Annotated in this window: 27 protein-coding genes; 13 read left to right on the top strand and 14 right to left on the bottom strand. The window is 61.3% G+C overall.

The window, feature by feature from the left end; translation table 11 throughout:
• Positions 1–149: 149 nt before the first annotated feature.
• Genes aztA through ABWV89_RS17840 form a run of 3 tightly spaced genes read left to right on the top strand, consistent with a single transcriptional unit; the run spans position 150 to position 2,829 of the window.
• Complete coding sequence (gene aztA, locus ABWV89_RS17850) at positions 150–998, top strand: zinc ABC transporter ATP-binding protein AztA (RefSeq protein WP_353400045.1); 849 nt, start codon at positions 150–152, stop codon at positions 996–998.
• Between the two features lie 23 nt (positions 999–1,021).
• A complete protein-coding gene (locus ABWV89_RS17845; RefSeq protein WP_353400042.1) occupies positions 1,022–1,846 on the top strand; it encodes a metal ABC transporter permease in 825 nt (274 codons plus the stop codon).
• Between the two features lie 2 nt (positions 1,847–1,848).
• Positions 1,849–2,829 (top strand): metal ABC transporter solute-binding protein, Zn/Mn family, encoded by a 981-nt coding sequence (locus ABWV89_RS17840; RefSeq protein ID WP_353400039.1) that lies wholly within the window; start codon positions 1,849–1,851, stop codon positions 2,827–2,829.
• A gap of 14 nt (positions 2,830–2,843) precedes the next feature.
• Here ABWV89_RS17840 and xylB read toward each other — a convergent pair whose 3' ends face one another.
• The 8 genes from xylB to ABWV89_RS17800 form a co-directional block, all read right to left on the bottom strand.
• Positions 2,844–4,310, bottom strand: a complete 1,467-nt coding sequence (gene xylB / locus ABWV89_RS17835) for a xylulokinase (protein ID WP_353400036.1) — start codon at positions 4,308–4,310, stop codon at positions 2,844–2,846.
• A gap of 81 nt (positions 4,311–4,391) precedes the next feature.
• Positions 4,392–5,306, bottom strand: a complete 915-nt coding sequence (locus ABWV89_RS17830) for an AraC family transcriptional regulator (RefSeq protein WP_353400033.1) — start codon at positions 5,304–5,306, stop codon at positions 4,392–4,394.
• Positions 5,307–5,378: 72 nt separating this feature from the next.
• Entirely contained in the window at positions 5,379–6,770 is a 1,392-nt protein-coding gene (gene dalD / locus ABWV89_RS17825) for a D-arabinitol 4-dehydrogenase (protein ID WP_353400030.1), read from the bottom strand.
• A 64-nt stretch (positions 6,771–6,834) separates the two neighbouring features.
• Positions 6,835–7,569, bottom strand: coding sequence for an SDR family oxidoreductase (locus ABWV89_RS17820; protein ID WP_502903256.1), 735 nt, complete (start codon positions 7,567–7,569; stop codon positions 6,835–6,837).
• 2 nt (positions 7,570–7,571) lie between these two features.
• Positions 7,572–8,618 (bottom strand): ABC transporter ATP-binding protein, encoded by a 1,047-nt coding sequence (locus ABWV89_RS17815; protein ID WP_353400027.1) that lies wholly within the window; start codon positions 8,616–8,618, stop codon positions 7,572–7,574.
• Between the two features lie 178 nt (positions 8,619–8,796).
• On the bottom strand, positions 8,797–9,624 hold the full coding sequence (locus ABWV89_RS17810; RefSeq protein ID WP_353400024.1) for a carbohydrate ABC transporter permease: 828 nt from the start codon (positions 9,622–9,624) through the stop codon (positions 8,797–8,799).
• Positions 9,625–9,693: 69 nt separating this feature from the next.
• Positions 9,694–10,554 (bottom strand): carbohydrate ABC transporter permease, encoded by an 861-nt coding sequence (locus ABWV89_RS17805; protein ID WP_353400021.1) that lies wholly within the window; start codon positions 10,552–10,554, stop codon positions 9,694–9,696.
• A 163-nt stretch (positions 10,555–10,717) separates the two neighbouring features.
• Complete coding sequence (locus tag ABWV89_RS17800) at positions 10,718–12,025, bottom strand: ABC transporter substrate-binding protein (protein WP_502903255.1); 1,308 nt, start codon at positions 12,023–12,025, stop codon at positions 10,718–10,720.
• A 436-nt stretch (positions 12,026–12,461) separates the two neighbouring features.
• On the opposite strand from ABWV89_RS17800, the gene ABWV89_RS17795 reads away from it, so the two are divergent.
• Positions 12,462–13,544, top strand: a complete 1,083-nt coding sequence (locus tag ABWV89_RS17795; RefSeq protein ID WP_353400018.1) for a mechanosensitive ion channel domain-containing protein — start codon at positions 12,462–12,464, stop codon at positions 13,542–13,544.
• Between the two features lie 72 nt (positions 13,545–13,616).
• On the opposite strand, the gene ABWV89_RS17790 is transcribed toward ABWV89_RS17795, so the two are convergent.
• The 6 genes from ABWV89_RS17790 to ABWV89_RS17765 form a co-directional block, all read right to left on the bottom strand.
• Complete coding sequence (locus ABWV89_RS17790; protein ID WP_353400015.1) at positions 13,617–14,297, bottom strand: hypothetical protein; 681 nt, start codon at positions 14,295–14,297, stop codon at positions 13,617–13,619.
• A 53-nt stretch (positions 14,298–14,350) separates the two neighbouring features.
• Positions 14,351–14,962: a DNA-3-methyladenine glycosylase I gene (locus ABWV89_RS17785; protein WP_353400012.1), complete on the bottom strand. Its 612-nt coding sequence runs from the start codon at positions 14,960–14,962 to the stop codon at positions 14,351–14,353.
• Positions 14,959–15,276 (bottom strand): YciI family protein, encoded by a 318-nt coding sequence (locus ABWV89_RS17780; protein WP_353400009.1) that lies wholly within the window; start codon positions 15,274–15,276, stop codon positions 14,959–14,961. The genes ABWV89_RS17785 and ABWV89_RS17780 overlap by 4 nt, the downstream gene beginning before the upstream one ends.
• A complete protein-coding gene (locus ABWV89_RS17775; RefSeq protein WP_353400006.1) occupies positions 15,273–15,923 on the bottom strand; it encodes a TetR/AcrR family transcriptional regulator in 651 nt (216 codons plus the stop codon). Before ABWV89_RS17775 ends, ABWV89_RS17780 begins: the two co-directional genes overlap by 4 nt.
• A gap of 82 nt (positions 15,924–16,005) precedes the next feature.
• Positions 16,006–16,659 (bottom strand): CPBP family intramembrane glutamic endopeptidase, encoded by a 654-nt coding sequence (locus ABWV89_RS17770; protein WP_353400003.1) that lies wholly within the window; start codon positions 16,657–16,659, stop codon positions 16,006–16,008.
• A 15-nt stretch (positions 16,660–16,674) separates the two neighbouring features.
• The gene (locus ABWV89_RS17765; protein ID WP_353400000.1) at positions 16,675–17,145 is read right to left on the bottom strand and encodes a low molecular weight protein-tyrosine-phosphatase; all 471 of its coding nucleotides are present in this window, start codon (positions 17,143–17,145) and stop codon (positions 16,675–16,677) included.
• 93 nt (positions 17,146–17,238) lie between these two features.
• Here ABWV89_RS17765 and ABWV89_RS17760 point away from each other — a divergent pair, with 93 nt between their 5' ends.
• The 9 genes from ABWV89_RS17760 to ABWV89_RS17720 all read left to right on the top strand — a co-directional run bounded on the left by ABWV89_RS17760 (position 17,239) and on the right by ABWV89_RS17720 (position 24,302).
• Complete coding sequence (locus ABWV89_RS17760) at positions 17,239–18,324, top strand: tyrosine-type recombinase/integrase (protein WP_353399997.1); 1,086 nt, start codon at positions 17,239–17,241, stop codon at positions 18,322–18,324.
• 471 nt (positions 18,325–18,795) lie between these two features.
• The gene (locus ABWV89_RS17755; protein WP_353399995.1) at positions 18,796–19,026 is read left to right on the top strand and encodes a helix-turn-helix domain-containing protein; all 231 of its coding nucleotides are present in this window, start codon (positions 18,796–18,798) and stop codon (positions 19,024–19,026) included.
• An 88-nt stretch (positions 19,027–19,114) separates the two neighbouring features.
• Complete coding sequence (locus tag ABWV89_RS17750; RefSeq protein WP_353399992.1) at positions 19,115–19,300, top strand: hypothetical protein; 186 nt, start codon at positions 19,115–19,117, stop codon at positions 19,298–19,300.
• A 224-nt stretch (positions 19,301–19,524) separates the two neighbouring features.
• Positions 19,525–19,752 carry a hypothetical protein gene (locus tag ABWV89_RS17745; protein ID WP_353399989.1) on the top strand — a complete coding sequence of 76 codons (228 nt, stop codon included), beginning with the start codon at positions 19,525–19,527 and terminating at the stop codon, positions 19,750–19,752.
• Positions 19,749–20,051, top strand: coding sequence for a hypothetical protein (locus ABWV89_RS17740; protein WP_353399987.1), 303 nt, complete (start codon positions 19,749–19,751; stop codon positions 20,049–20,051). The genes ABWV89_RS17745 and ABWV89_RS17740 overlap by 4 nt, the downstream gene beginning before the upstream one ends.
• Complete coding sequence (locus ABWV89_RS17735; RefSeq protein ID WP_353399984.1) at positions 20,042–22,117, top strand: AAA family ATPase; 2,076 nt, start codon at positions 20,042–20,044, stop codon at positions 22,115–22,117. Before ABWV89_RS17740 ends, ABWV89_RS17735 begins: the two co-directional genes overlap by 10 nt.
• Positions 22,118–22,259: 142 nt before the next feature.
• Positions 22,260–22,547 carry a hypothetical protein gene (locus ABWV89_RS17730; protein ID WP_353399982.1) on the top strand — a complete coding sequence of 96 codons (288 nt, stop codon included), beginning with the start codon at positions 22,260–22,262 and terminating at the stop codon, positions 22,545–22,547.
• A gap of 22 nt (positions 22,548–22,569) precedes the next feature.
• Positions 22,570–22,824, top strand: a complete 255-nt coding sequence (locus tag ABWV89_RS17725) for a hypothetical protein (protein ID WP_353399980.1) — start codon at positions 22,570–22,572, stop codon at positions 22,822–22,824.
• Between the two features lie 347 nt (positions 22,825–23,171).
• On the top strand, positions 23,172–24,302 hold the full coding sequence (locus ABWV89_RS17720; protein WP_353399977.1) for a phage major capsid protein: 1,131 nt from the start codon (positions 23,172–23,174) through the stop codon (positions 24,300–24,302).
• Positions 24,303–24,615: the final 313 nt, after the last annotated feature.

Below are 24,615 nucleotides of genomic sequence, written 5' to 3'. Positions count from 1 at the left end.
AATGCAACTTTGTGGCGAAAACAGGGTAAATTTTTCCTTTTCCTTTTCCTTTTCCTTATTCCCTCTCTCTTCTTTCCTCCTCCCTCCTCCCTTTCTCTGCTGTTCCCCTTTTTTGCTTGTTCAACTGCGCTCCGGCGCATTCGGCCCGTATGCCATTCGTTTTCTCCCGCATCTTCTCCCCCGTGTCCACTGAGGAAACACCCAATGCATCACCGGGGCCTGTGAATGCACGCACGGTCTTGCGGGCAGTGAACCTGACGGCTGGCTACGGGCAGCACCCGGCCATTCACCATGTGGATTTTGCGTTGAAGTCGGGCAGTCTGACCGCGCTGGTAGGCCCGAACGGCGCAGGCAAGAGCACGTTGTTGAAGGTGTTGGCCAGCCGTCTGCCGCTCATGGGCGGCCGATTGGAGAGCGAGGCGGGCGGGAGAGTGGCCTATTTGCCGCAACTCAGTCAGATGGACCGACAGTTTCCGCTCTCGGTGCGCGCGCTGGTGGAGCAGGGTTTGTGGCGCGAACGGGGGTTGCTCGGGCGAACGTCTCATGGCATGCGTCATCGGGTAGAGGGCGCTTTGCACACGGTCGGGCTGGAGGGATTTGAAAGCCGGTTGGTGGGGGCCTTGTCCGGCGGACAGTTTCAGCGTGCGCTGTTCGCCCGGATGCTGGTGCAGCAGGCCGACGTGCTGCTGCTGGACGAGCCCTTTGCCGCCGTCGATGAGAGAACCACAGCGGCATTGATGCGGGCGATTCAGACCTGGCACGCCGAGGGCCGCACGGTGGTGGCCGTGGTGCACGACCTGGCACTGGTTCGCCAGTGGTTTCCCGAGACTCTGATTCTGGCCCGCCATCTGGTGGCACACGGCACCACGATCGACGTGCTCACAGACGCGAACTGGCGCCGAGCGCAAACCATGCTGGAGCCATTTGATGATGATGCACCACTGTGTCAGGAGGACAGGCACCCAGGTGATTCTGTGCCTGAGGGGCTGCGCAAATGAAGGGCTGGTGGACTTATGAATTCATGCAGCACGGCATGCTGGCACTGGTGTTTCTCTCAATGGGCGCAGCGCCGGTTGGGGTATTCCTGCAATTGAGACGAATGAGCCTGACCGGCGACGCCATGGCGCATGCCATCCTCCCGGGCGCGGCGTTGGGCTATCTGGTGGCCGGTCTGTCCTTGCCTGCGATGACACTGGGAGGCATGGTGGCCGGGCTGACCGTGGCGGTGACCGCCGGCCTGGTGGCGCGCCGCAGTGCGCTTCGGGAGGACAGCAGCCTGGCCGCCTTCTATTTGCTGTCACTTGCGCTGGGTGTGATGCTCATTTCGGCGCGAGGCAACAACGTGGACCTGCTTCACGTTCTGTTTGGCAATGTGCTGGCACTGGAGGTGGAGACCTTGCTCTTTGTGGTGTTCACAGGTGTGCTGACCGTGGTGCTGATGGTGTTGTTGCGCCGACCCCTGGTGCTGGACAGTTTTGATCCGGACTTCCTCAAAGGCATCAGTCGCTGGGGTGGTGCGGCACATGCGGTCTTCATGGCGTTGATGGTGCTCAACCTGGTGGCGGGCTTCCATGCCATGGGTACTTTGCTGTCGGTCGGGCTGATGGTATTGCCTGCCGCCACCGTTCGCCTGTGGGTCACCAGCCTGACCGCCTTGCTGGTGGGGTCGGTGCTATTGGCCATGGGCGCCAGCATCGCAGGGCTGGCCGCGTCCTTCGTATTTGATTGGCCAACCAGTCCGCTCATCGTGGTGGTGCTGGGCACGGCTTACGTTGTTTCCATGCTGGTGGCGCCTCAAGGGGCTGTCAGATACCAGCTGGCATCCCGTCACCACCTGGAGAATTGAACATGTTCCAAAACAAGATAGGTACCGTCTGGGCGAAATGGGCGGGGTCTTTGGCCCTGGCATCTGCAAGCTGTCTGGCATTGGCTCAGCAAGCCCCCGAAGGTTCAGACTCTCGCTCTGGGCCGACCAGCAGCCACGCCAGAGTGCCGGTGGTGGCCAGCTTCAGTGTGCTGGGGGACATGGTTCGCGCAGTGGGTGGAGATCGGGTGGCACTGACGGTGCTGGTAGGGCCTGGCGCCGATGCCCATGTCTATCAGCCGCGTCCGTCTGCGGTGCGCGCCGTGCAATCTGCGAAGGTGGTGTTTTCAGTGGGTCTGGGGTTTGAAGGCTGGTTGAAGCGACTGTTGACGTCTGCCGGAGGGAGTGCCATTTCTGTCGAGGTGGCGAACAAGGATGACCATGAGGGCGAACGTGAGGGTGAACATGAAGTCGAGCATGACCATGAACACGACCATGGTGAGGTGGATCCGCACGCCTGGCAGGATGTGACTCATGCAAGGCACTTCGTGGCCGCCATTGCAGAAGGACTGTGTCGCGCCGACAAGACTGGCTGTCCTGTGTATCGGGGAAATGCCAGCCGCTATGACGCCCGGTTGGCTGCGCTGGACAAGGATATTCGCGCTGCATGGCAGGGTGTGGTGCCAGAACGGCGAAAAGTCATCACATCGCACGATGCCTTTGGCTATTACAGCGCGGCTTATGGCGTGCGCTTTCTGTCGCCGCAGGGCGTCAGTACGCAGAGCGAAGCCTCGGCCAGGGATGTTGCCACTCTGATCGATCAGATCAAGCGGGAGAAGGTCAAGGCCGTGTTCGTGGAGTCATTGACTGATCAGCGACTGATTGAACGCATTGCCAAAGAATCAGGGGTGGTGATGTCCGGCTCACTGTATGCAGATACCTTGTCGGAAGCGGACGGGCCAGCGCCCACCTATGTGGACATGATGCGCTACAACACCCGCGTCATGGTCGAGGCGGCGCGCTGATACACCATGGCTGATCAGGCTTCGGATGGATGCAGGGCGGGGTAGATGGCCTGGAAGCGCTCGTGCCGCGCCATCAGTGCGCTGTGGCTGGCCGGGTCAGGCGTGTGGCTGCGCATCAGCGGCGGCGTGAGGCAGACCTCGTCCACGCTGGCACCCGTGCACAGCCAGGCGAGGCGTGCTGCGCCCATGGCGCCACCGCTCTCGGCATCCTGATGCACGGTGAGCGTGATGTTGAAGATGTCGGCCAGGAGTTGTGCCCACCAGGCACTGCGCGAGCCGCCGCCCACCAGCGAGAGTGACTGCAAGGGACCTGTGCTGGGTGCGGGGATGGTGCGCAAGCCGTCGAGCAGGCCGAAGCCCACACCCTCGGCGGCAGAATAGGCCAGGTGGGCGCGCTCGTGTTGCGCACGCAAGCCGGTCCAGGAGGCGGTGGCGTGTGGGTTGGCGTGGGGTGAGCGTTCGCCGCTGAGGTAGGGCAGAAACACGGGGGCAATGTCGCGCCCGGCCGCGTCGAGCGTGCTGGCTTGCTCGATGAGCGCGGGTTCATCCGCAAAGCCGAGCATGCGCGTGGCCCATGTGACCGCACTGGCCGCACTGAGCATGACGCTCATGTGGTGCCATTGGCCGGGCAGCGCATGGCAGAAAGTGTGCAGGGCCTGGCCGGGGTTGGGCTGGAACTGGTCACCACTGACGAACACAACGCCTGAGGTACCGAGTGAGACAAAGCCCTGGCCTGGGCGCACCAGTCCCATACCGACGGCACTGGCGGCGTTGTCGCCTGCGCCACCGGCCACAGCCGTATCTGGCGGCAGTCCCCAGCGTTGCGCCAGCTCGGGCAGCAGTCGTGCGGAGACGTCGCTTCCCTCCACCAGGTGCGGCATGTGCTCGCGGGTGAGGCCGGTCGCGGCGAGCATGTCGTCTGACCAGTCTCGGCGGGCCATGTCCAGCCACAAGGTGCCGGCAGCGTCAGACATATCGCTGGCGGCCTCGCCGGAGAGCTTCAGACGCAACCAATCTTTGGGCAAGAGCACGCGCCGCACGTTGGCAAAGCAATCGGGCTCGTTTTCCCGAACCCATTGCAGCTTGGGGGCGGTGAATCCGGGCAATGCCAGATTGCCGGTGATGTCGGTGAGCGTGGGCACGCGCTGGTGCAGCCCTTCGCATTGCGGGCCGCTGCGGCCGTCGTTCCACAGGATGCATGGGCGCAGTACTTCATCGTTTGCACCCAGCAGCGTGGCGCCATGCATCTGGCCTGAAAGACCGATGGCCTGTACCGCGGCCATGGCTTGAGGAAAGCGGTGCTGCAGCTCCCCCATCACCGCTTCAAGCGCCTGCCACCATTGATCAGGTGACTGTTCTGACCACAAGGGCCGGGGGCGCTGCACCGTCAGCGGGGCGCGGGCGGTGCCTGCAACGCTGTGATCGTCTTTGAGCAGCAGGGCTTTGAGTTCGGAGGTGCCGAGGTCCAGGCCGAGGAACATGGGTAGGTTTTTGCTGAGGCGTGGTGCCCGGGAATGAGGGCGGGTGTCATGGCGCGCCCAAAGGCGGTCTGCCGTGTGCGATCAGTCCGCGCCGCGGAACCGGTTGAGCGACTGTTTGCGGAACTCGGAGGGCGTCATGCCCTTGATTTCCAGAAAGCGGCGGTTGAAGTTGGCGACGTTGTTGAAGCCAACCTCGTAGCAGATGTGGGTGATCTGCTGGTCGGTGTCCATGAGCAGCTGGCAGGCTCGGCTGATCCGGACACGGTTGACGAAATCGGTGAACGTATTGCCGGTGGCCTTGCGGAAGAAGCGGCTGAAGCGGCTTTCCGTCATGCTCAATTCGGCGGCGAGCGCCGCGGCCGAATGCTGGTCGCTCAGGTTGTCTGTGATGCGGCTGACAATGGCGTGGATCTGGTCCGTGCTCTGGTCGTCGTCCTCGCTTTGCATCTGTGCATTGGAGAGCAAACGGTAGTCGTTGCAGGAGGCGAGGTCGGCCATGAAGTCACAGAATGCGCTGAGGCGACGCACGCCCCGACTGTTCTTGACGTGATGCCAATGGGTCTCTGCCTTGTCCGCCATGCCGAAGAACTCGATGCCGTTGCGGGCACGCTCGAGCAGCGGAAAGATCTCCTTGAGCTCGGGGATGAGCTCGGCAGCCTGCGACAAAGGCTCGTGCTGGAACTGGATCACCAGGTCACGCTGCTCGACACCGCCGTCGGGCATGTCGAGGCTGACCCAGTTGTGAGGCAGACGGGGGCCCGTGAGAACCAGCTGGCCCGGCGCGAACGGGCCAATCCAGTCGCCCACAAACACTTTCCCGCTGGTGGCCGTGATCAGGTGGAGTTCGTATTCGTCGTGATAGTGCCAGCGTGCCAGAGGAGTCGGGAAACCGTGCGAGAGGCAGCGCACGAAGCCGACGTCCGAGGAGACTTCGTATCCGAGGTCTGGTGAGCGCGCAAACTCATGCTCCAGCTCCGGGCGGAGCTGACGGGGCATGGTGGGGGGCTTCAAGGTGGTCGGCATCTCTTGGGTGTCGCAGGCAGACAGTTGGAATTACACCATGGCGGCTCAGGTCTTGGCGTGTTGACTGACGAATGCCTGTACGCGTTCGTCAGCTGCACGCAGGGCATCGACCAGTTGGGGGTGGCTGGCCATTTCGCCCCAGAGTGTCTCATCTGCCGCATAGGCGGCGACCGTGTCACTGGCCTCGCAGATGGCATGAGCGGCGGCCGCGTCCATGGCCTGATCCTGATAGGTGTAGGGGATCTCTCCCAGATGCCAACGGTGCAGATAGGCCAGGAACAGTGCAGGCAGCACGGCCACGCTGTCGAAGCTGCCTCCCTGGGCGAGCCGGTCGCGGATGGTGGGTGCGATCATGCCCGGGATCTTGGAGAAGGCATCCATCGCGACGCGCTGATTGGTGTCCTGGATGGCGGGGTTGGCAAACCGGTCGAGCACCACGTCGCGGTATTTCTCCAGGTCGATCGGGCAGGGCAGCAGCACAGGGATGGCATCGTCGGTGACATAGTCGTAGGCCATCTGTCGAATGACGGGGTCTTGCGTGCCTTCGTGGATGTACTGGTAGCCCACCAGCGTGCCGGCCCAGGCAATGCAACTGTGTGTGGCATTGAGCAGGCGGATCTTGGCTTCTTCGTAAGCCTGGACGGAGTTGACCATCTCGACGCCCACCTTTTCCCATTCCGGGCGGCCAGCAATGAAGTTGTCTTCAATCACCCATTGGATAAAGCTCTCTCCCATGATCGCGGCACGGTCGTCCCAGCCGGTGGCCTCCTTTACCCGCTCAAACACGTCGGGCGTGGGCCGGGGGGTGATGCGGTCGACCATGGCGTTGGGGCTGCGCGTGTTCTCCAGCACCCATTGCTTGAGCTGTTCGTCGCCCAGGGCATCGATGAACTGCAGCAAGCCACCGCGCGAGCGCTCGCCGTTGTGGCGCAGGTTGTCGCAGTTCATCAGTGTGACGGGGCCGGCATTGGCCGCCATGCGCGCACGCAGGATGCTCACCAAACCGCCGTAGATCGTGTGGCCCGCGAGGCCGGATTGCACAGCCGTGAGATCGCCACGCAGGTCTGGGAAGGTCTCCCAGTCCAGCTGGTTCTTGTCGTCGAGATAGTAGCCAGCTTCCGTGACGGTGAAGCTGATGATGCGTGTGGCCGGGTCTGCGCCCACGGCGATCAGGGGAGCCAGGTCCTCCTGATAGGCAATGACACGCTGGATGGATTCGATGCGGGTGTATGTGCGCTCGCCTTGTGGCGTGACTGTTTCCAGCGTGTAGCGACCTTGCTGAGCCTGCAGGGCTTCAATGGTCTCGAGCATGTCGGGACGGAGGTTGCCGCCGGTGATGGACCAGCGGTTGTCGCCCTGCTGATGCAACTGGTGTATGTAGACAGCCTGGTGTGCGCGGTGAAACGAGCCCAGTCCGAGGTGAAGAATCGTGTTCATGGTCGGGGAGGTGACGATGGAGGCTGTGAAAATCAGTGAATAGGGTGAGGGAGGTCTTGCCGCCTCAGAGGTCAAACTGGCTGGGCATCATCACGACGTCGCGAATGGTCATTCCTCTCGGCCGGGTGAGCATGAAAAGCACCACCTGGGCGACTTCTTCGGGATCGAGCAGGCTGCCATTGGCCTTGGCTTCCTCGAGCTTGTCCTGCGGCCAGTCCGACAACAGTGCCGTGATGACAGGGCCGGGCGAGATGGCGCCCACGCGGATACCGTGCTTGAACACCTGGCGCCGCACGGTCTGTACAAAGCAGTTGATCGCCCATTTGGACGATGCGTAAACCGGTTCCCAAGGGGTGGGGAAATGCGCCGCCAGTGAACTGGTCACAATGATGTCGCCCACGCCACGTTCGATCATGTGGGGCAGAACGTTGTGCACGTTCTTCATGACCACGTTCACATTGAGCTGCAGCATGCGGTCAATGGCGTCCGGATCGGCATCGACCAGATCGCCGCCGACATAGGTGCCTGCGTTGGCATGAAAGATGTCGAGTTGCCCGCCGATGTCCAGTACCCGGGGCAGCAGGCTGGCGCACTGGCCGGCATCGAGGAGGTCGAGCTGGAGGGGGTGAGCCAACCCACCCAGCCTGTCGCAGGCCGCGGTCAGGGCAGCTCCGTCACGGTCCACCAGCACCACCGTGGCGCCGGCTGCCAGCATGGCTCTGGCGCAGGCCAGTCCAATGCCGGAAGCCGCACCGGTGACGGCGGCAACTTTTCCTTTGAGTGCGTTCCCGGGCATCATGTTCAGGCGGCGATCGTCGAAGCCACCACTCGGCCCTGGCTGTCAAACCAGTGTGCTTCGTCAGTGGCCATGTTCAGGCTGACCGCTTCTCCGGCATGCAGTGGCGTGCGATCGTTCTGGCGTGCCACGATCTGTGCGCCGCCTTCCGTGTTGACATAGATAAGTGTTTCGGCACCCAGGGCTTCGACCAGCTCGACCTTGCCTTTGAGCGCAGCTTCGCCTGCCGCGAGGACGCTCACGCTCTCCGGACGCAGGCCAATGGCGCCTCCGACGGCTTGTGCGGGCGCTTGCTGAGTGATGACTGGCGGCAGCTGATCGAGTGGCACCACATTCATTTGTGGTGTACCAATGAATTGCGCCACGAACTGGTTGGCAGGGTTGTCGTACAACTCCAGCGGTGTTCCCACTTGCTCGATCTGGCCGTCGCGCAGGACCACCACGCGGTCGGCCAGTGTCATGGCTTCCACCTGATCGTGGGTGACGTAGATGGTGGTGGCGCCGAGTTCCCGGTGAAGCTTGGCGATTTCCACACGCGTCTGGCCGCGCAAGGCCGCGTCCAGGTTGGACAGCGGCTCGTCAAACAGAAACACCTTGGGCGATCGAACGATGGAGCGGCCGATGGCCACACGCTGGCGCTGACCACCGGAGAGCTCTTTCGGCGTGCGCTCCAGGTAGGGGGTGAGGTTCAGAATGTCTGCCGCGCGCTCGACTTTCTCTCGAATGACTGCTTTGTCCACCTTGGCCAGCTTGAGCGCGAAGCTCATGTTCTCGTACACGCTCATGTGCGGGTACAGCGCATAGCTTTGGAACACCATGGCCAGATCGCGCTTGCTGGAGGGCAGATGTGTGATGTCATTGCCATCCAGGATCAGCGAGCCGCCATCAATGTGCTCCAGCCCGGCGATCAGGCGCAGCAGGGTCGATTTGCCGCAACCGGATGGGCCGACGAACACAATGAACTCACCCTGCTCGATGGTCAGGTCCACGCCTTTGATCGCGCGGTGTTCGCCAAAATACTTCTCGATACCCTGAAGTTGAAGATAGGCCATGTAGAGGTTTCCTCAAATGCTGCTTGCCTTTAGTTGGCAAGTGAAAAATCGTTTGCGGTTGCAGACCCGGTGGAGCAAAGGAGGCCGCGTGCGAGGCGACCTCGGATCCGGCTTGGCCGGTCCGCCAGTCGCGCCCCCCAGTGGGGGGTGACGCTGAAAGCGGCGCGGGGGGCGTCCATCACTTCACGGCTCCGAACGTCAGGCCCTGGACCAGTTGCTTCTGGCTGAACCAGCCGAACACCACGATGGGGGCAATGGCCATCAATGAGGCGGCCGAAAGCTTGGCCCAGAACAGACCTTCCGGGCTGGAGTAGCTGGCGATCAGTGTGGCCAGCGTGCCGCCCTTGGCTGCGGTGAGGTTGAGCGACCAGAAGGCTTCGTTCCAGGCCAGCACCAGGCACAGCAGACCGGTAGAGGCCAGGCCGCCCATGCCCAGCGGCAGCAGCACCAGACGGAACTCCTGCCACAGCGTGGCGCCGTCCATGCGGGCAGCCTCCAGGATCTCGTGCGGAATCTCCTTGAAGTAGGAGTACAGCATCCAGACCATGATGGGCAGGTTCGACAGCGTGAACACGATGATCAGTGCCAGCTGCGTGTCCAGCAGATGTGCCTTCTGGGCCAGCACGTACACGGGCACCAGCGCGCCCACGGCGGGCATCATCTTGGTCGAGAGCATCCACATCAGGATGTCTTTCGTCCATCGGCCTTTGAAGAAGGCCATGGCATAGGCCGAAGGTGCGGCGATCATGAGCCCGAGCAGCGTTGAGACCACGCTGGTGATGAGCGAGTTCTTGGCGTAGAGCAGGTAGTCGCTGCGCTCCTGAACCTCGTGGAAGTTCTCCAGCGTGGGCTCAAAGAACAGCAACGGCGGTACGTTGATCGCCTGCAACTCGGTCTTGAATGCAGTGAGCAGCATCCAGCCCAGTGGAAAGAACAGCAGCAGTGCAACGGCCCAGGCGGCAGCCGTGCGCAGCAGCAGTGCAGGGGTATAGGTAGGGGCTCTCATTCGAATCGGCCTCCGTGCAGAGTCGTTCGGTGGGGATCTGTCATGTCGCTGGTCATGTCATTGGTCATGTCACTTGTCCAGGTTCTTGCCCACCAGGCGAATCATGAAAATCGCTGCGATGTTGGCCAGCACGACAGCGAACAGTGCGCCCGCTGAAGCCACACCTGCGTCGAAGTTGAGCAGGGCCTGCTGGAAGATCAGGAAGGCCACGTTGGTGCTGGCGTCGCCAGGGCCACCAGCGGTGGTGGTGTAGATCTCGGCAAACACCGACAGCAGGAAGATCAGCTCGATCATCACCACCACGGCCACCGAGCGGCCCAGGTGAGGCAGGTACAGGTAGCGGAACTGCTGGAAGAAATTGGCGCCGTCCATGCGGGCCGCTTCCAGTTGCTCACGGTCCATGCTTTGCAGCGAGGTCATGAAGATCAGCGTGGCGAAGGGCAGCCACTGCCAGGCCACGATGATGATGATGGAGAACAGAGGGAAATCGGTGAGCCAGTCCACCGGCGCAGCGCCGAAGAACTGCCACACCTGGGCGAGCACGCCGTAGATGGGGTTCATCATCATGTGTTTCCACAGCAGCGCATTCACTGTGGGCATGACGAAGAAGGGCGATATCAGCAGGATGCGAACGAGGCCGCGTCCTGGAAATGGCTCGTTGGTCAACAGCGCAATCAGGACCCCGAGAACAACCGTGATCAGAATGACACTGCCCAGCAGCCAGATGGTGTTGGTCACGGCCGGCCAGAACGACGGGTCGGTGACGAAGAACTCATAGTTCTCCAGGCCGGCGAACCCGCTTTCTTCAGGGTTGAGCAGGTTGAAGCGGATGACCGAGAAATAGATGGTCATCCCCAGCGGCACGAGCATCCACAGCAGCAGAGAAGCCACCGCGGGTGTCATCAGCAGACGGGGGAGCAGGCGTTTCATGATGGAAGAACGCTAGAGATCATTGGAAGCGGCGCGGAGGGTTCCCATAGCAGCCGATGCCATGATGGGTTCAGCAGGCAAGGCCGCGCTGGTCACCGTGGGGGCGCCAGCGCGGTTGCTTGGAGACAGACGCCTGAGGCCTCAGGCCCCAGGTCAGGCCGGCTTACTTGTAGTAGCGTGCCTTGCGCATGGCGCGGTCAGCGGCGGTCTGGCCGGCCTTGAGGGCGGCATCGACCGAGGTCTTGCCCGCCAGGGCGGCGCTCATCTGCTGGCCCACAGCGATACCAATGGCCTGGAACTCGGGGATCGCAGCGAACTGCACACCGACGTAGGGCGACTTGGGCAGCGTGGAGTCGTTCGGGTTGGCGGACTCGATGGCTTTGAGTTCAGATGCGGCGAAACGGGCAGCCTTCTGGAAGTTCGGGTTCGCATAGGTCGACTTGCGGGTGCCAGTCGGGACGTTGGCCCAGCCGTTTTCCTTGGCGACGAGCTGGATGTAGTCCTTGCTGGTGGCCCAGGTGATGAACTTCTGGGCAGCATCGACTTTCTTCGAGCCAGCCGGGATGGCCAGGTTCCAGGACCACAGCCAGTTGGCTCCCTTGGGGGTGTTCATGGTGGGTGCCTGGGCAAACTCCATCTGGTCGGCCACTTTGGACTGCTTGGGGTCGCTCACGAAAGAGGCTGCGATGGTGGCGTCAATCCACATGCCGCACTTGCCGGCGTTGGTCAGAGCCAGAATTTCGTTGAAGCTGTTGGCGGACGAGCCGGGAGGGCCGTACTTGTTGAGCAGGTCCACGTAGAAGGTGATGGCTTCTTTCCAGGGCTTGCTGTCAACCTGTGGCTTCCACTCCATGTCGAACCACTGGCCACCGTAGGTGTTCACCAGCGTGGTCAGGAAGGCCATGTTGTCGCCCCAGCCCGGCTTGCCGCGCAGGCAGATGCCGTACACGCCGGCGTCAGGGTTGTGAATCTTGGCGGCCAGGTCGGCGATCTGTGGCCAGGTCGGACGGTCGGGAACGGTCACGCCAACCTTGTCGGCCAGGTCCTTGCGGTACATGAGCATGGAGCTCTCACCGTAGAAAGGAGCGGCGTAGAGCTTGCTGTCGACGGTCAGGGCGCTGCGAATGGCAGGCAGCAGGTCGTCCACATCGTAGCCAGCGTCGGTCTTGAGCTCTTGCAACCAGCCCTTCTTGCCCCAGATCGGTGCTTCGTACATGCCGATGGTCATGATGTCGAACTGGCCGCCTTTGGTGGCGATGTCGGTGGTCACGCGCTGGCGCAGCACGCCTTCCTCCAGAGTCACCCACTTGAGTTTGATGTCGGGGTTGGATTGCTCGAAGTTCTTGCTGAGCTTCTGCATCTCGATCATGTGACCGTTGTTCACGGTGGCGATGACGAGTTCGGTTTCTGCGTGTGCGGCGCCAGTGGCGGTCAGTGCAGCGGCGAGCAATGCGGTGAGTCGGAATTTCACTTTTGTCTCCTGGTTTTGGAAAGGCGAGAGAGCGAGAAAAAACTGTCTGTCAAATGGAGGACCTTGGAGAGACCCTTCGTTTCAACCTTGGGAACAGGTGACCACGTTGGTGCACCTGACCGTGGGGACTGATTTTGAGCGTCTTCTCTCTCATGATCGGTACCCAAAGTGGCTCAATCGGTACTTTTTTGCACCAGCTTTTCAGGAATTACCCTAAATCCGGCAGAAAAGTTTGGGACAGACGCCGGATGATGGGGAAAACTGGGTGGTACCACAGCTCATCGGACCGGACTGTCTCCCCGTGACTGCGCCCGGCTTGGCTCTGGCGTCGGTGGGCTTCACAATGGCGCAGTGTCAAGATGACGCCCGCCGTGTTGTTGCCTTCGGGAGGGGGCAATGCGTCATGGCTGGCCAGATCACCATAACCTGAGAATCAATGAACGCGCTTGCAGACCTGCTTGGCCGATGGGTGGCCAACTTCTCCTCACTGGAACTGATCCTGATATCGGCCAACACCATCTTGCTGGTGTTTTCCCGCCCGCTGGTGGCGCGGCTGGACGACAAGCCCATCAGTGACGAGAACTTTGCCAACAAGTTGCACTATTTCCGCATTCTCAACGTGCTGGTCCTGCTGCTGGTGCTGTTCAACACGCTGGTGTTGCCGGTGGCATCCCATTCGTGGATGACCGGGCTGCTGGCCAGTGTGCTGGTGGCCTACCTGACCTACCTGGCGGCACACCTGGCGAACTTCCTGATCAAGCGCCGATTCGGGCGTGCAAGAGAGTTCAATGGCGAGAAGTTCTGGGCAGAGACTTACAACACCCGGGTCCTGAGCCTGCTCTCGAGTGTCTTGCTGTTCGTGATCGGCCTGATCGCCGTGGTGCAGATCATGGGCTTTGACAGCCTGCTCGAAGCGGGCGGGGTGATCGGTTTCTTTGGCGTGATCCTGGGTCTGACGCAAGGCGCCTGGGCGCCCGACATCATCAGCGGGCTGGTGATTCTCAACAGCCGGCTGGTGGAAGAGGGGGACGTGGTTGAACTCGGGGACACGCACCAGCTGGTGGCTTCGGTGTTCAAGACCAAGATCTTTCACACCGAATTGCTCGATCTGGCCAACAACCACCGGACCATGATCAGCAATGCGACGCTGAGGTCCACCACCATTCACAATCTGTCGAAGTTTGCTTCCGCCAAAGGCCTGCGCGAGTCGATCAAGCTCAAGGTGGGCTACGACACCAGCGAAGACACCATGCAGGACTTTGTGGACGCTGTCTTCGCGAAGCTCCATGCGGACCCGGAGGTGCCGGTGGAAGGCAAGGTCCCGCCCGAACTGAGGGCCACGGATGCAGGTGACTTTGCGGTGGAGTGGACCGTCTTCTACTACACCAAGGCGGTGCGCCAGGTGCTGGGCACCCGCCAGAAAGTGCTGGCCGCGCTCATCGCCGGTGCACGCGAGCATGGGGTGGACCTGGCCACGCCCGTGCTGTATTCGCGTACGCCTGAGCCTGAGAAGCCGTAGGGCCTCTTGAGAAAGAAAGCACAGCAGGCGAGAAAGTGAACAGGCTTGAAGGCGAAAAGCCCTGGCCCTTCTTCAAAGGTATTCGCGCAACAGCGGGTTGGGCTGCAGAATCGGCGCCACCAGTTTCTGCTTGTCGTCGATCACGGCCATGTCATGGGCATGCAGCAGGCCAGGGTGGACCTTGACACTTCCATCCTCGGGAAGCGCCCAAGACTGACCCGCCAGATTCGCCAATGCGTCGGCCAGCGCCTGCGAAATGAGCAAGGTGAGCTTCGTCCCACCTGATGCATTTGAGCCCTCCAGCTTGCTGTTGAGGTGCGGAAAGTCCGGGCTGACAAGCGAATAACCGCAGCCAAACGCCGGCACAAGAAAATGCTCGGTTGCCATGGCCGGTTGCCGGTAGTGCTTCCAAAGTGCCTTGTCGACAACCAGGTACACCTGATTGCTCCAATACGGCTGCTGCTCGGTATTGGACAACACTTCCACGTAGAAGCGCTGGTTGAGCAAGCTGACCGCCTTGAACGCTGGGTTCTGAGGCTGGTGGTGCAAAGGGCCCAAGGAGCGAGACGTCCAGTTCTGCGCAACAGCGTCGAGAAAAGCGTTGTTGTTGTAGACCGGGAAGCTCACATGGTCGACAACCAGCGGTTGGGTGTCTGAAGCGCTGGCGTTGCGTTGCAGCGCGGCTGCGGCTGCAGCCGCAGTTACCCCCGTCAGCCAGCGACGGCGATTGATGGCGAACGTATTCGCTTTCATTTGGTCCTCTCCTGGAGGTGTCGTCCCGGCTGATCGTACCAACAGGCCCAGGTTCAAGCCCCGGGGCGCTTGAAAGCCTTTCTCGCCTTGCGTACCTTCTCGCGCGTCACGCAGTCTTCCACATGGTCATTGACCAGGCCCATGGCCTGCATGAAGGCGAACACAGTCGTGGGGCCGACAAATTTCCAGCCCATTTTCTTCAGGTCTTTGGACAGGCGAGTCGAAGCCTCTGATGTAGAGACGGTCTGCGGTGCTTCCAGGGTGTCCGGGGCGGGCTCGTAGCGCCAGAAGAAGGCTGCCAGAGAGCCTTCGGACTTGACCAGTTCACAGGCTCGTTGGGCATTGTTGATCACCGCTTCGATCTTGCCGCGGTGGCGCACAATGCCTGCGTCAGCGAGAAGCCGCTCCACATCCGCTTCCGTGAAGCGAGCCACCTTGCGGAAGTCAAAGCCTTTGAACGCTTTGCGAAAGTTCTCGCGCTTGGCCAGGATGGTGCGCCAGCTCAAGCCCGACTGAAACCCTTCAAGGCAGATTTTTTCAAACAGGCGAATGTCGTCATCGACCGGAAAACCCCACTCATTGTCGTGATAGGGGAAGAACTCAGCCACGTCGCCGCACCAGCGGCAGCGCGGTTTGCCATCAGGGCCGGGAACAGTGCGGCTCATGCAGAGGCTCCTTGTGCTGTGTCGGCCAGGAGAAAGGTCAGTCGATCGTCGACCTGATGCGGTGCGATTTCCAGTACCTCGGCCGTCACCACGTTCTCGGCCACGAAGGGGTCTCGCTCGACAAGCGCTTCGATGGCGTTTCGTGATTCACCTTGCGCCAGGATGAAGCCGCCCAGTCCAGGGACCACGCTGCACACCATCAGAAACGTGCCGTCTGCACGCCCTTGGGTTATCCAGGCCTTGTGTCCTGCCATGTGCTCGCTGGCCTTGGCTTTGTTGGCGCCGAAGCGCAGGGTGATGGCGAATACCGTCATGCGATTCCTTCCTTTCTTGTGTTGCGCTCAGCCGTTTGGCTTGCGGTGATGCCTTTGGTGGCGTTGGGGCATTGAAGATCCAGCCAGTGCGTGAGTTCGCGCACCTCGCTGCGAATGAAGGCCGTGTCCTTGAGTGTGCTGGCCATGACGGCGATGCCCTGGCTGCGGCCCATGAGCTGCATGGCGAGGCGGCGGGCTTTGGCTGGCGTCAGGCCGTACTGCCGGAACTGGAGCGCGAGCCAGTCGACAAAGAGTTCAAACACACGGTTGGCCATGAGCGCGCCGGGATGCTCCAGTTTGCCGAGTTCGGTGCACAAGCTGCCGACGGGGCAGCCGTATCGGGCGATGTCGACCTGGTTGTTGCTCAGCATCTGGATGAACGACAGGATGCGATTTCGAGGCGATGCGGATTCACTCCAGTCATGGAGCATGGCCTTGGTGCCTGCCATGCGACGATCGATCACTGCTTCAAGAATGTCGTCCTTGGTCTTGAAGTGATGATAGAAATTGCCACGCGAAATGCCGACCGTTGCCGAAATGTCGGCGAAGGAAGTGTGCTCATAGCCGCGCTCGTAGAACAGACGGTCGGCTTGCTCGACAATGAAGTCGCGGGTGCTGGGTCGGGATGGTCGGACTGGTGCGGGCATGTGACGAAATTAGGACGCTTGTCCTAGTTTCGCCTTTTGACTGCGTTGTGCCAAGTGTTTGGCGCCATGGTCCGACGAAAGGTCAGGCCGCGAGCAAACTGAGTGCCACAACATCCACAACGGCGTGGGCCAGCACCACTGGCCAGAGGCGCTGGGTCCTGATGAACACCAGGCTGAGCAGCAGGCCGAACAGGCTGACTGTGAGCATGCCAGTGAAGCCCTGGTAGGTGTGATAGCTGGCCCGGATCAACAGAGGGACGCCGATGGCCACTTGCAGGCCATGTCCCCTGAGGCCGCGAAGCAGCGCGCCGAGCAGGAAAATTTCCTCATACATGGCGTTGACGACGGACAGCACAACGATTGCCACCAGACTCATGCCCTGCGCGCTGACGGGCGCTGAGTGACCGGGCAGCATGGCGTCGAGAATGGTGGCCAGGCCGGTCAACAGGGCAAAGCCGGCGCCACCAATCACCACGCCCAGCACCGAGCCAGACGTATCGGGCCTGGGCACCAGGCTTTGCATGTCAAAGCCTGATTTGTAGAGGTATGCCACAGTGCCCGCCCCCAGTGCGAGCTGAAACAGCACAGTCTGCACGGCGGCGGCGTCACTGAGCTTCAATTCCGGCAGGCCGGCGACCAGTGCGATCGAGGAGGTCAGGATGAACAGGCCGAAAGCGAGCCCTGTGGTCGCTCCCGCCTGGACAGGCGTCAAGGTGTCTCGTGGTGTTTGGCGCATGGAAGGCGGCGCAGATCAAACCTGACGCAGGTGCGCCAGCAGCCCTTCGCAGGCGTCCTCCACGATGTCGAGGACATGCTCGAAACCGTTGGCGCCGCCATAGTACGGATCTGGCACGTCGTGTGCGCGGAGCCGCTGGCAGTGCTCGGTGAGCAAGCGCACCTTGTGCCGGTGACCATCCGGGCAGACGATGAGGGTGTCTCGCAGGTTGGCTTCGTCCATGACAAGAATGTGGTCCGATGTCTCGCAATCACGGGCCGTCAGCCGCTGCGCGCGCAGAGCTGAGATGTCATAGCCGCGCTTGGCTGCATGCTCCTGACTGCGCTCGTCAGGCTCGGCGCCGATGTGGTAGCCATGGGTGCCGGCAGACTCCACTTGGATCTGGTCGGCCAGGCCAGCCGCCGCGACCTTGTCCCGAAAGATGCCATGTGCGGTAGGACTGCGGCAGATGTTGCCCATGCAAACAAACAGTACGGTAGTTTTCACGAAAACCTAGTAAAAACAAGGGTTTAAATGTTGGTAGGGTCCAGATAAACCCCAGATAATGCGGTGCAAACGATAACGGAAGCGATAACCAAAATGCAGATGACTGAAACCGCAATCCGGAAGATGGCACCGCCTGCAAAGTCGGCGCTGGTGTCAGACCCAGCAACCAAGGGACTTTACTTGAGATGCTACCCGTCTGGCCGCAAGACCTGGCTTTACCGCACACGGAAGCTCGGCGTTGCGCCGTTGCCCCTTGCCCGTGGTGCCGTGCGTAGTGACAAGCCCAAATCGGCATGGCGCACACAGAACCTTGGTGAGTGGCCGCGTGTGTCTTTGGCTGAGGCCCGCGATGTGGCCACCACACTGGCACGGCGCGGAGTGCCCGAAGCCATAACGTTTGGGGCGCTGCTGCGCGAGTGGTTCGACTCCCGCGAGTACAAGGTGAGCAAGAACATTCTTGTGTACGTGGGCAAAGGCGAAACTTGGTTGGGCCGTGTAAAGCTGACCCAGCTAACCACACGGGACATGGTGGACCGCCTGAAGCAGTACGCAGACGAACACCCCGTTGCCGCCAACAGATGTTTGGCCGTTTGGAAGATGGCACTGGACTACGCGGTGGAGCGGGGGCACTTGGAAGCAAACCCACTGGCCCGCACCAAAGCCCGCACGGTAGGCGGTACCGAAAAGCCACGGCAACGCGTACTGACGGACGACGAGATACGCTGGGTGCTGCGCCTGGAACACCACTACGGTCCGTTGCTACGTGCCTTGCTGGCTACTGGCTTGCGCATAAGCGAGGGGCAGGCCGCGATGCAGCAGCACGTGCAGGGGGACACGTGGCATATCCCAGAGAACAAGTCCGCCCGACCGCACTGGGTGCCAGTTGTGCCGTTTGTGCGTGAGCAGTTTGGCAACCACGACGGCCACCTGTTCTGCGTGTACAGCCCCACGGCAGTGCAGGCATGGTTGAAGCGCAACGGCCCGGGATTTACACCGCACGACTTGCGCCGTACCTTTGCCACGCGGGTTGCAGCGTTTGCTCCACCGTATGTTGTGGAGAAGTGCCTAAACCACCAGATGCAGGGCGTAATGGCCGTGTACAACCACCACGACTATGCAAGCGAACGGCGCGCAGCCGCTGTGGCATGGGAAGCGGAACTGAGGCGAATCAATGCGTAGGCCGATTGCACCGTTGCTTAACCCAGCTTGGGCCGACTTCGCGTTGGGCAACCCCAAGGCGGTTGCGAAGGCGATTGAGATCTTGTCGAAGCACGTTCGTGGGTTACGCCAAGACGACAACGCGCGATTCGCAGCAGAAGACCTGATCGAAGCGTTGGAGGATGACCCAACCAAAGCGCGGGGCGTTTGGGCCGAGTGGGTGGCTACGGAGTTGACCCGATCACGTAGACACCAAGCGGCAGCGCAGGCCGAGACGAAGACCAAGCGGCTGTTAGTTGAAGACATCCGCAAGACGCTGCACGGATTGGCGTACCGGCACGCAACCAAAGCGAAAGTGTCTGCGAATCTTGGAGTATCGGAGCGAACGCTTGACCGGGTTCTTCAAGCGGAGGGCGTCACGTGGATGCAGATAAAGACGTCACACCCCGGTAAGACGTAAACCCAGCGGGTAGGCCGTGCAGACTTGCCTGCATGGACCTCACACCCGCAACCCTAGCCAAACCCGCATGGAGCTTTGAAGAGCTATGCGTGGTGCTGGGCTTGCCTGAGTCCACCGTGGAGCAACTGGCACGGCAAGACCCACGACCCCCGTTCTTCCTTTTGGGTCGCAGGCGCTACATCCTGCAGGCCGACGCGCTGGACTGGCTGCAGGACATGCGCAACGCCCATCCGTGGTACCCACGGCGCAACAACCGGCAGTAAGAATCTTTCACCCTTTGCGGTCAAGAAAGATCTTGCGAACTCTCCTGAGTCTTGTCGAGCATTGGCCCATGTTCTACAGGAGTACGCCATGACCAAGTTCGAAGACCCCGCAAAAGCAATGGATGCCGCGCTGGCGTCCAACCACATCCGTGTGTGCATCGCCGTAACAGCAGAAGGCAAGTACGTCGTCTGCTCTCGGAAGACGGCTCGCAAGTACGGCTGGAAGCTGGAGTGCCGCGTGTACGGTGACCCACGCAAGTTTCCCAAGCCCTAACCCCTCAGCCCCCGCGTTTTGCGTCCGCATTCCGGGGGCATTTTTACGACCCCCCAACGGCCTGATTTCGCTAGCGGGGCATTGAGTTAGCTATTCTTTCCGCAGCAGAGAGTTAAGAGATACCGCTCGGTAGCGGCCAGATTGTTTCCGTTGGTGCCGGAAAAGCACTCGACCATTGACCTAGCGGCTGCCGTGGTGGCAGCCAGCAACAGAGGACCAAGAACATGGCTCAACGCAAGACAGCACTAAACCCTCGTACCCAGCCCGAACAGGTGATGCTCACTGCTGCCCAGGTGGGCGCGATGCTCGGAGGCAGCACCAACGCAACTGCCCGCGAACTCATGCGCCGAGAAGGCGTCACCGTGGTGTCGCTGGGCGGGCGCTTCCTATACCCCAAGGCAGAGGTCATGGCCCTTATCGAGCGCAACACTATTCGGAAGGGCAAAGCATGAGCACGTTTTCAGAAGCGCTGAAAGCGCACTTCCAGGCACGCACAGCAGGGCAGACACCACCCCCACGGTTGAAGAACCCTGTGATCTCCGGGCCGCACCGCTTGGGTGACAGTGGCTACAGCTTCACGGTGAAACAGGACCGCAACATGTTCGGCGCGGTTGCCGTCGTGTGGACACCCACAGTGCCACCCGCAACGGTTGTGGATGCCTACGCAGACGAGTACGCAACGGTCATGGCAACGGTGCTGCCAGCAATCGCGCACAACCTGCCACATGGAGGAGTCGAATCATGGGCCTGAAGATTTTTGTGGTGCAAGGTGGAGTGCGCAAGACCACCGGCAAGACCACGGAGTACGACACCTTCCGAGACTTTGTCGAAGAGTGGGGCGATCCAACCCCGTTGCGTGATGCCAGCAAAACCAGCAAAGAGCGGTTGCCGTACTTTGTGGGTGGTGACGTGCGGGGCAAACGGCATGACGACAACGTGCAGTCGCGCACGCTGCTGACGCTGGACATCGAGGCCAAGGCTACCAAGCAGCCCCCGCAACCGCAGAAGGTGTCTACCAGCCTACGTGCTGAGGGACTGGAAGGCTGGGTGTACACCACCGCCAGCCACACCAAGGACGCGCCACGGTACCGAGTGGTGCTGCCGTTGGAGAAGTCCATCGACCCGAACGAACTGCAAGCGGCAACCGTTGAGGCTGCAACCGCGTTGGGCCTGCGTGAGTGGTGCCAGCCTGAGTCGTGGGTGGCGTCCCAAGCCATGTTCCTGCCCGCCACCGTAGCCGGAACTAAACCGTACAGCAAGCACGTTGCAGGCAAGCCATTTGCGCCGTCCGCTAAGGCTCCTAGCAAGGCCACCAAGGACGCGCCAGCGGACATTCTGGATGTGCCCGAAGACCCCGTGTTGCGTGCCTTGCAAAGTGCGGGGCTGTACCTGCACGAGGACGCCAAGCAAGAAGGCAAGCACTACATCCGCTGCCCCTTTGCTGATGAACACGGCACGGTTAACGACACCCAGACGGTGTACTACGAAGCCCACTTTGACGGCCACGCCAAACCCGCTGCCAAGTGCCTGGACACCGTCCCGGATGAAGATGGCGTGCCGCACCTTACCTACAAGAAGCTGGTGAACTGGCTGCGCGAAGAAGGGCACTTGTCCGCCACGGACGAGAACGCCGACACGGAAGCCGAGTTGGAAGACCCGGACACGTTCTGGGACGGCACGGCCATCGGCGAGATGCTGGACAAAGAGCCCACGCCACTTGAGTTCGTGATTCGCGGGTTTGCCCCTGCTGGGCGCGTAACCGTGTTGGCCGGACCCGGTGGTGTTAGCAAGTCGTCTTTGGCGCTGCGCTTGTTGCTGGCTGCTGCCACGGGTAGTGAGTTCGGGCCGTTTGTCGCAGACGATGCGATGCGCTGCATGTACTTGTCGTACGAGGATGACTCGCAGACCTTTCACAACCGTATTAGCGCCATGTACAAGGCGATGGATGAAAGCGTGGAAGGCATGCTGTACGACATGGACTTGGTGCGCAAGAACCTGCACATTGCTGCCATTGCGGACCAAGCGGCACGCTGGACCCTGATGCGCAAGGACGGCCGGTTTGGTGCGCCCGAGGCCACCGAGCGATTGCGCTGGTTGCGCGACTTGCTTAAGGACAACAAAGTGCGCCTGCTGGTGATTGACCCCGTGGCGTATGCGCACCACTTGGAAGAGAGCAACCCCGGCGAGATTGCCGTGTTCATGCAGATGTTGGGCCAGCTTGCCGCCGAAACGCACTGCGCAATCCTGTTGCTGCACCACATGCACAAGACGGCGCTGTGGGCGTCGCTGGACGAGATTAACCAAGGCTCGCTGCGTGGTGCGTCATCGTTCGCAGACAACGCCCGCTCCGTTGGGGTGTTGGTGTCTATGCCGCAGAAGGATGCCACCGCATACGGTCTGCCTGCCACGCACGACACCGTTAGCCGTTATGCCGTGTTTAAGCACGTGAAGCACAACTACAGCGCATCACTTGGGGTGCATGTGTTTGAGCGCCGTGGTGTGTTGCTGGAGCCTTCCGATGTTGCCCAGCTTGACGCTGTGGAATTGGCCGAAGCCAAAGCACAGCAACGCACCGAGGACCGGGAGCGCAAACGTGACATAGCCGCGCAGAAGCTGCTTGAGTTCCTCCACAGCCGACCAGACCACACGGCAAATTCCACAGCCGTATCGAACAACGTGTTTGGCAAGCACGGCGATAGAGATGGCGTTACGGATTGGTGCCAGGAGCAGGGCTACATAACCGTGGAAGACCAAGGCAACGGAAGGGCCAAGCCGTATCGTTTGACGGAGAAAGGTGCCGAGTATGTGGCTGCCTAAACGCACACCCCCCGCACCCCCCGCAACCCCCCGCTTTAACCCACCGCGCGGCAGGTAAACCACCACCACCCCCCGCTCACCCCTTTTTGGGGTAGCGGGTGGGTGGTAGGTAGTACTGAACGGCGGCTACTAGGAGATTCACATGACCAAGAACACACAACGGATTGGCAAGGCCAGCGCGTGCCTCTACACGGTGTTGACCTACGTGCCGGGGTTGTCCACACGGCAGGTGCTTCGGTACATGCGCGTTCGCGGCTACTCGGAAGAAGAGACGCTGCGTGCTGCTGCCGACATTGGCATGCCGGTGCGGTGGCATCTGGCAGATACGGCGTGCATTCCTCCACCCGGGGGTGAGTCGAAAAGTGAACGACTCCGAACAGCCCCAACCGACCTCTTCCACTTGTGCGCATTTTTCCCGAAATCCATCTGACACTTCGAAAGGCTCGAACCCCATGTCTACCCCATCCCAATCCGCTGCTGCCGATCTTCTTGCTGCCGGTGGTGCCATGCTGGCCCGCTGGCTGGAAAGCTTGACCCCAGCGCAAGTACAACGGTTCGATGAACTGTTGGCCGCTGGTGGCGTGCCCGGTGCCGATGTGCTGCTGGCCCCGACTGGCCCGGTGGTTGCGCTCTACATGCAAGACCCCGCTGGCCAGCGCCACCCGCTGGTGAGTGCCACGGCACCTGCCATGCCACCCGCGCACTAGTCCATACATTTGTATTAGACCCTCCACCTGGGCACCCTGCGGGGTGCCTTTTTCCTGCCCAAAACAGGCCCGCTGGTAAAGCAAATCGGCCCCCAGGTCGGTTTTTGGGGTCCGGGCTAAGGGGTTGCCTACCCAAGCACCCAAAACGGCCCCTGCGTGGGGTGTTGACGGTGCGGTGCGTTGCGCTATTTCATCCACACAATTGACCACATGCCCCCCGGCGCTGCCAGTGCGATACCGCGTGGTTCTGATGGGGCAAGTCGCAGCTAGATGGAATCCCCTGCGTGATGCAGGCAACGGGTTGATGGCACACGGCGCATCTATGACCCAACCTATCGGAGGACTCTATGTCTGATCAATACATTTCGAAGCAGGTGCTGGAAGCCGGCCTGCGCAAACTGAACACCGACTTGGCGGAGTACACCCAACGCCTGGACAACAAGTCAGCGGAAATCGTGGACCGTCTGCTGGCGCTGGAACAGCGTGGTGCAAGCGGTGCCCCCGTGCCCGAGCGCAAGGGTGGCAATCTGGCCAATCACATCTTTGACCATGCCAACTTCAAGTCTCTGCTGCAAGGCAACGGCAAGTCCTGCCGCATTGACCTGCCCGCTGGCTTGGTGCATGCCAACAAAGCGGCAATCGTGACGGACGGCCAAGTGCTGTCGCCTGCCATGCGCGTGCCGGGTATCGTCGCTGGGCCAGCGCGTCGTCGCCGTGTGCGTGACCTGCTGCCCATTGGCCAAACCAGCCAGAACATGGTGGAGTTCACGCGCGAACTGGTGTTCACCAACAACGCTGGCCCACAGTACGGCAGCCCCGCCGTTGAGAACGTGACCAAGCCTGAATCCGGCGTGACCTTCCAACTGCTGGAAAGTCCTGTGCGCACGCTGGCACACTGGATTCCGCTGTCCAAGCAGGTGTTGGCGGACTCGGCCCAGTTGCAGGGCTACATCAACGGACGGCTGCTGGAAGGCTTGGCCGACGCTGAGGACGCTCAACTGCTGAACGGTGACGGCACGGGTGGTGGACTCGAAGGCATCCTGCACGCGGGCAACTTTGTTGCAGCCCCCGGTGCCGTGTCTGGTGAAAACTCGCTGGACCGCATCCGCCGCACGTTTGCCGCACTTGCTGCTGACGAACTCACCCCGGACGGTGTGCTGCTGCACCCCAACGACTGGGCCGACCTGGAGCTGAACAAAACCACCACTGGCGAGTACCTGCTGGGCACCCCGGGTGCTGCAACGGCACCCAGCCTGTGGGGCGTGCCTGTGGTTACCAGCACGGCCATTGCGGAGGGCACGTTCCTGTGCGGTGCGTTTGGCATGGGTGCCCAGATTTGGGACCGTGAGCAGGCCAGCGTGCAGGTGTCCTACGACGACCGGGACAACTTTGTGAAGAACATGGCAACGGTGCTGGTGGAAGAGCGTATTGCGCTGACCGTGTACCGGCCCAAGGCGTTCCGCATGGGCACGTTCTAAGAAACTCTGCTGGGGTGGTTAGTGATGTAGCCACGACATGCCCGGTGGCACCGTTCCGGGTTCCCAGCAGGGCAAACGGTGTAGCCAGCGTCCCTTTCAGGGTTGTGGACGCATCGCCCTAGGGTCTACGCCTAGGTGGCGCAACGGTAGGCAGAGAGGCCTCAGCGGGGTGATCCCGCTGGGGCCTTGATGCTTTCGTACTCGACGACGAAAATGAATGCATACAGAACTTGCGGAGGTGGCAATGCAAAGCGTACAAATCCCCGATGAAGATTGGTGTGAGGTCCCTGCTCCTTGGGTCTCGGAGAAGAGT

Source organism: Hydrogenophaga sp. 5NK40-0174 (assembly GCF_040372165.1).
Classification (GTDB): domain Bacteria; phylum Pseudomonadota; class Gammaproteobacteria; order Burkholderiales; family Burkholderiaceae_C; genus Hydrogenophaga.
This window is presented reverse-complemented; position numbering and strand designations above follow the sequence as displayed.

What these genes read in the sequence shown, in the direction of transcription:
- ABWV89_RS17720 (WP_353399977.1), top strand. Translation starts at nt 23,172, where the DNA reads ATGTCTGATCAATACATTTCGAAGCAGGTGCTGGAAGCCGGCCTGCGC.
- ABWV89_RS17735 (WP_353399984.1), top strand. Translation starts at nt 20,042, where the DNA reads ATGGGCCTGAAGATTTTTGTGGTGCAAGGTGGAGTGCGCAAGACCACC.
- ABWV89_RS17845 (WP_353400042.1), top strand. Translation starts at nt 1,022, where the DNA reads ATGCAGCACGGCATGCTGGCACTGGTGTTTCTCTCAATGGGCGCAGCG.
- ABWV89_RS17725 (WP_353399980.1), top strand. Translation starts at nt 22,570, where the DNA reads ATGTCTACCCCATCCCAATCCGCTGCTGCCGATCTTCTTGCTGCCGGT.
- ABWV89_RS17755 (WP_353399995.1), top strand. Translation starts at nt 18,796, where the DNA reads ATGGACCTCACACCCGCAACCCTAGCCAAACCCGCATGGAGCTTTGAA.
- ABWV89_RS17750 (WP_353399992.1), top strand. Translation starts at nt 19,115, where the DNA reads ATGACCAAGTTCGAAGACCCCGCAAAAGCAATGGATGCCGCGCTGGCG.
- ABWV89_RS17770 (WP_353400003.1), bottom strand. Translation starts at nt 16,659, where the DNA reads ATGCGCCAAACACCACGAGACACCTTGACGCCTGTCCAGGCGGGAGCG.
- ABWV89_RS17795 (WP_353400018.1), top strand. Translation starts at nt 12,462, where the DNA reads ATGAACGCGCTTGCAGACCTGCTTGGCCGATGGGTGGCCAACTTCTCC.
- ABWV89_RS17775 (WP_353400006.1), bottom strand. Translation starts at nt 15,923, where the DNA reads ATGCCCGCACCAGTCCGACCATCCCGACCCAGCACCCGCGACTTCATT.
- ABWV89_RS17815 (WP_353400027.1), bottom strand. Translation starts at nt 8,618, where the DNA reads ATGGCCTATCTTCAACTTCAGGGTATCGAGAAGTATTTTGGCGAACAC.
- ABWV89_RS17740 (WP_353399987.1), top strand. Translation starts at nt 19,749, where the DNA reads ATGAGCACGTTTTCAGAAGCGCTGAAAGCGCACTTCCAGGCACGCACA.
- ABWV89_RS17785 (WP_353400012.1), bottom strand. Translation starts at nt 14,962, where the DNA reads ATGAGCCGCACTGTTCCCGGCCCTGATGGCAAACCGCGCTGCCGCTGG.
- ABWV89_RS17820 (WP_502903256.1), bottom strand. Translation starts at nt 7,569, where the DNA reads ATGATGCCCGGGAACGCACTCAAAGGAAAAGTTGCCGCCGTCACCGGT.
- ABWV89_RS17760 (WP_353399997.1), top strand. Translation starts at nt 17,239, where the DNA reads ATGCAGATGACTGAAACCGCAATCCGGAAGATGGCACCGCCTGCAAAG.
- ABWV89_RS17790 (WP_353400015.1), bottom strand. Translation starts at nt 14,297, where the DNA reads ATGAAAGCGAATACGTTCGCCATCAATCGCCGTCGCTGGCTGACGGGG.
- ABWV89_RS17840 (WP_353400039.1), top strand. Translation starts at nt 1,849, where the DNA reads ATGTTCCAAAACAAGATAGGTACCGTCTGGGCGAAATGGGCGGGGTCT.
- xylB (WP_353400036.1), bottom strand. Translation starts at nt 4,310, where the DNA reads ATGTTCCTCGGCCTGGACCTCGGCACCTCCGAACTCAAAGCCCTGCTG.
- dalD (WP_353400030.1), bottom strand. Translation starts at nt 6,770, where the DNA reads ATGAACACGATTCTTCACCTCGGACTGGGCTCGTTTCACCGCGCACAC.
- ABWV89_RS17780 (WP_353400009.1), bottom strand. Translation starts at nt 15,276, where the DNA reads ATGACGGTATTCGCCATCACCCTGCGCTTCGGCGCCAACAAAGCCAAG.
- ABWV89_RS17830 (WP_353400033.1), bottom strand. Translation starts at nt 5,306, where the DNA reads ATGCCCCGTCAGCTCCGCCCGGAGCTGGAGCATGAGTTTGCGCGCTCA.
- ABWV89_RS17810 (WP_353400024.1), bottom strand. Translation starts at nt 9,624, where the DNA reads ATGAGAGCCCCTACCTATACCCCTGCACTGCTGCTGCGCACGGCTGCC.
- aztA (WP_353400045.1), top strand. Translation starts at nt 150, where the DNA reads ATGCCATTCGTTTTCTCCCGCATCTTCTCCCCCGTGTCCACTGAGGAA.
- ABWV89_RS17730 (WP_353399982.1), top strand. Translation starts at nt 22,260, where the DNA reads ATGACCAAGAACACACAACGGATTGGCAAGGCCAGCGCGTGCCTCTAC.
- ABWV89_RS17805 (WP_353400021.1), bottom strand. Translation starts at nt 10,554, where the DNA reads ATGAAACGCCTGCTCCCCCGTCTGCTGATGACACCCGCGGTGGCTTCT.
- ABWV89_RS17745 (WP_353399989.1), top strand. Translation starts at nt 19,525, where the DNA reads ATGGCTCAACGCAAGACAGCACTAAACCCTCGTACCCAGCCCGAACAG.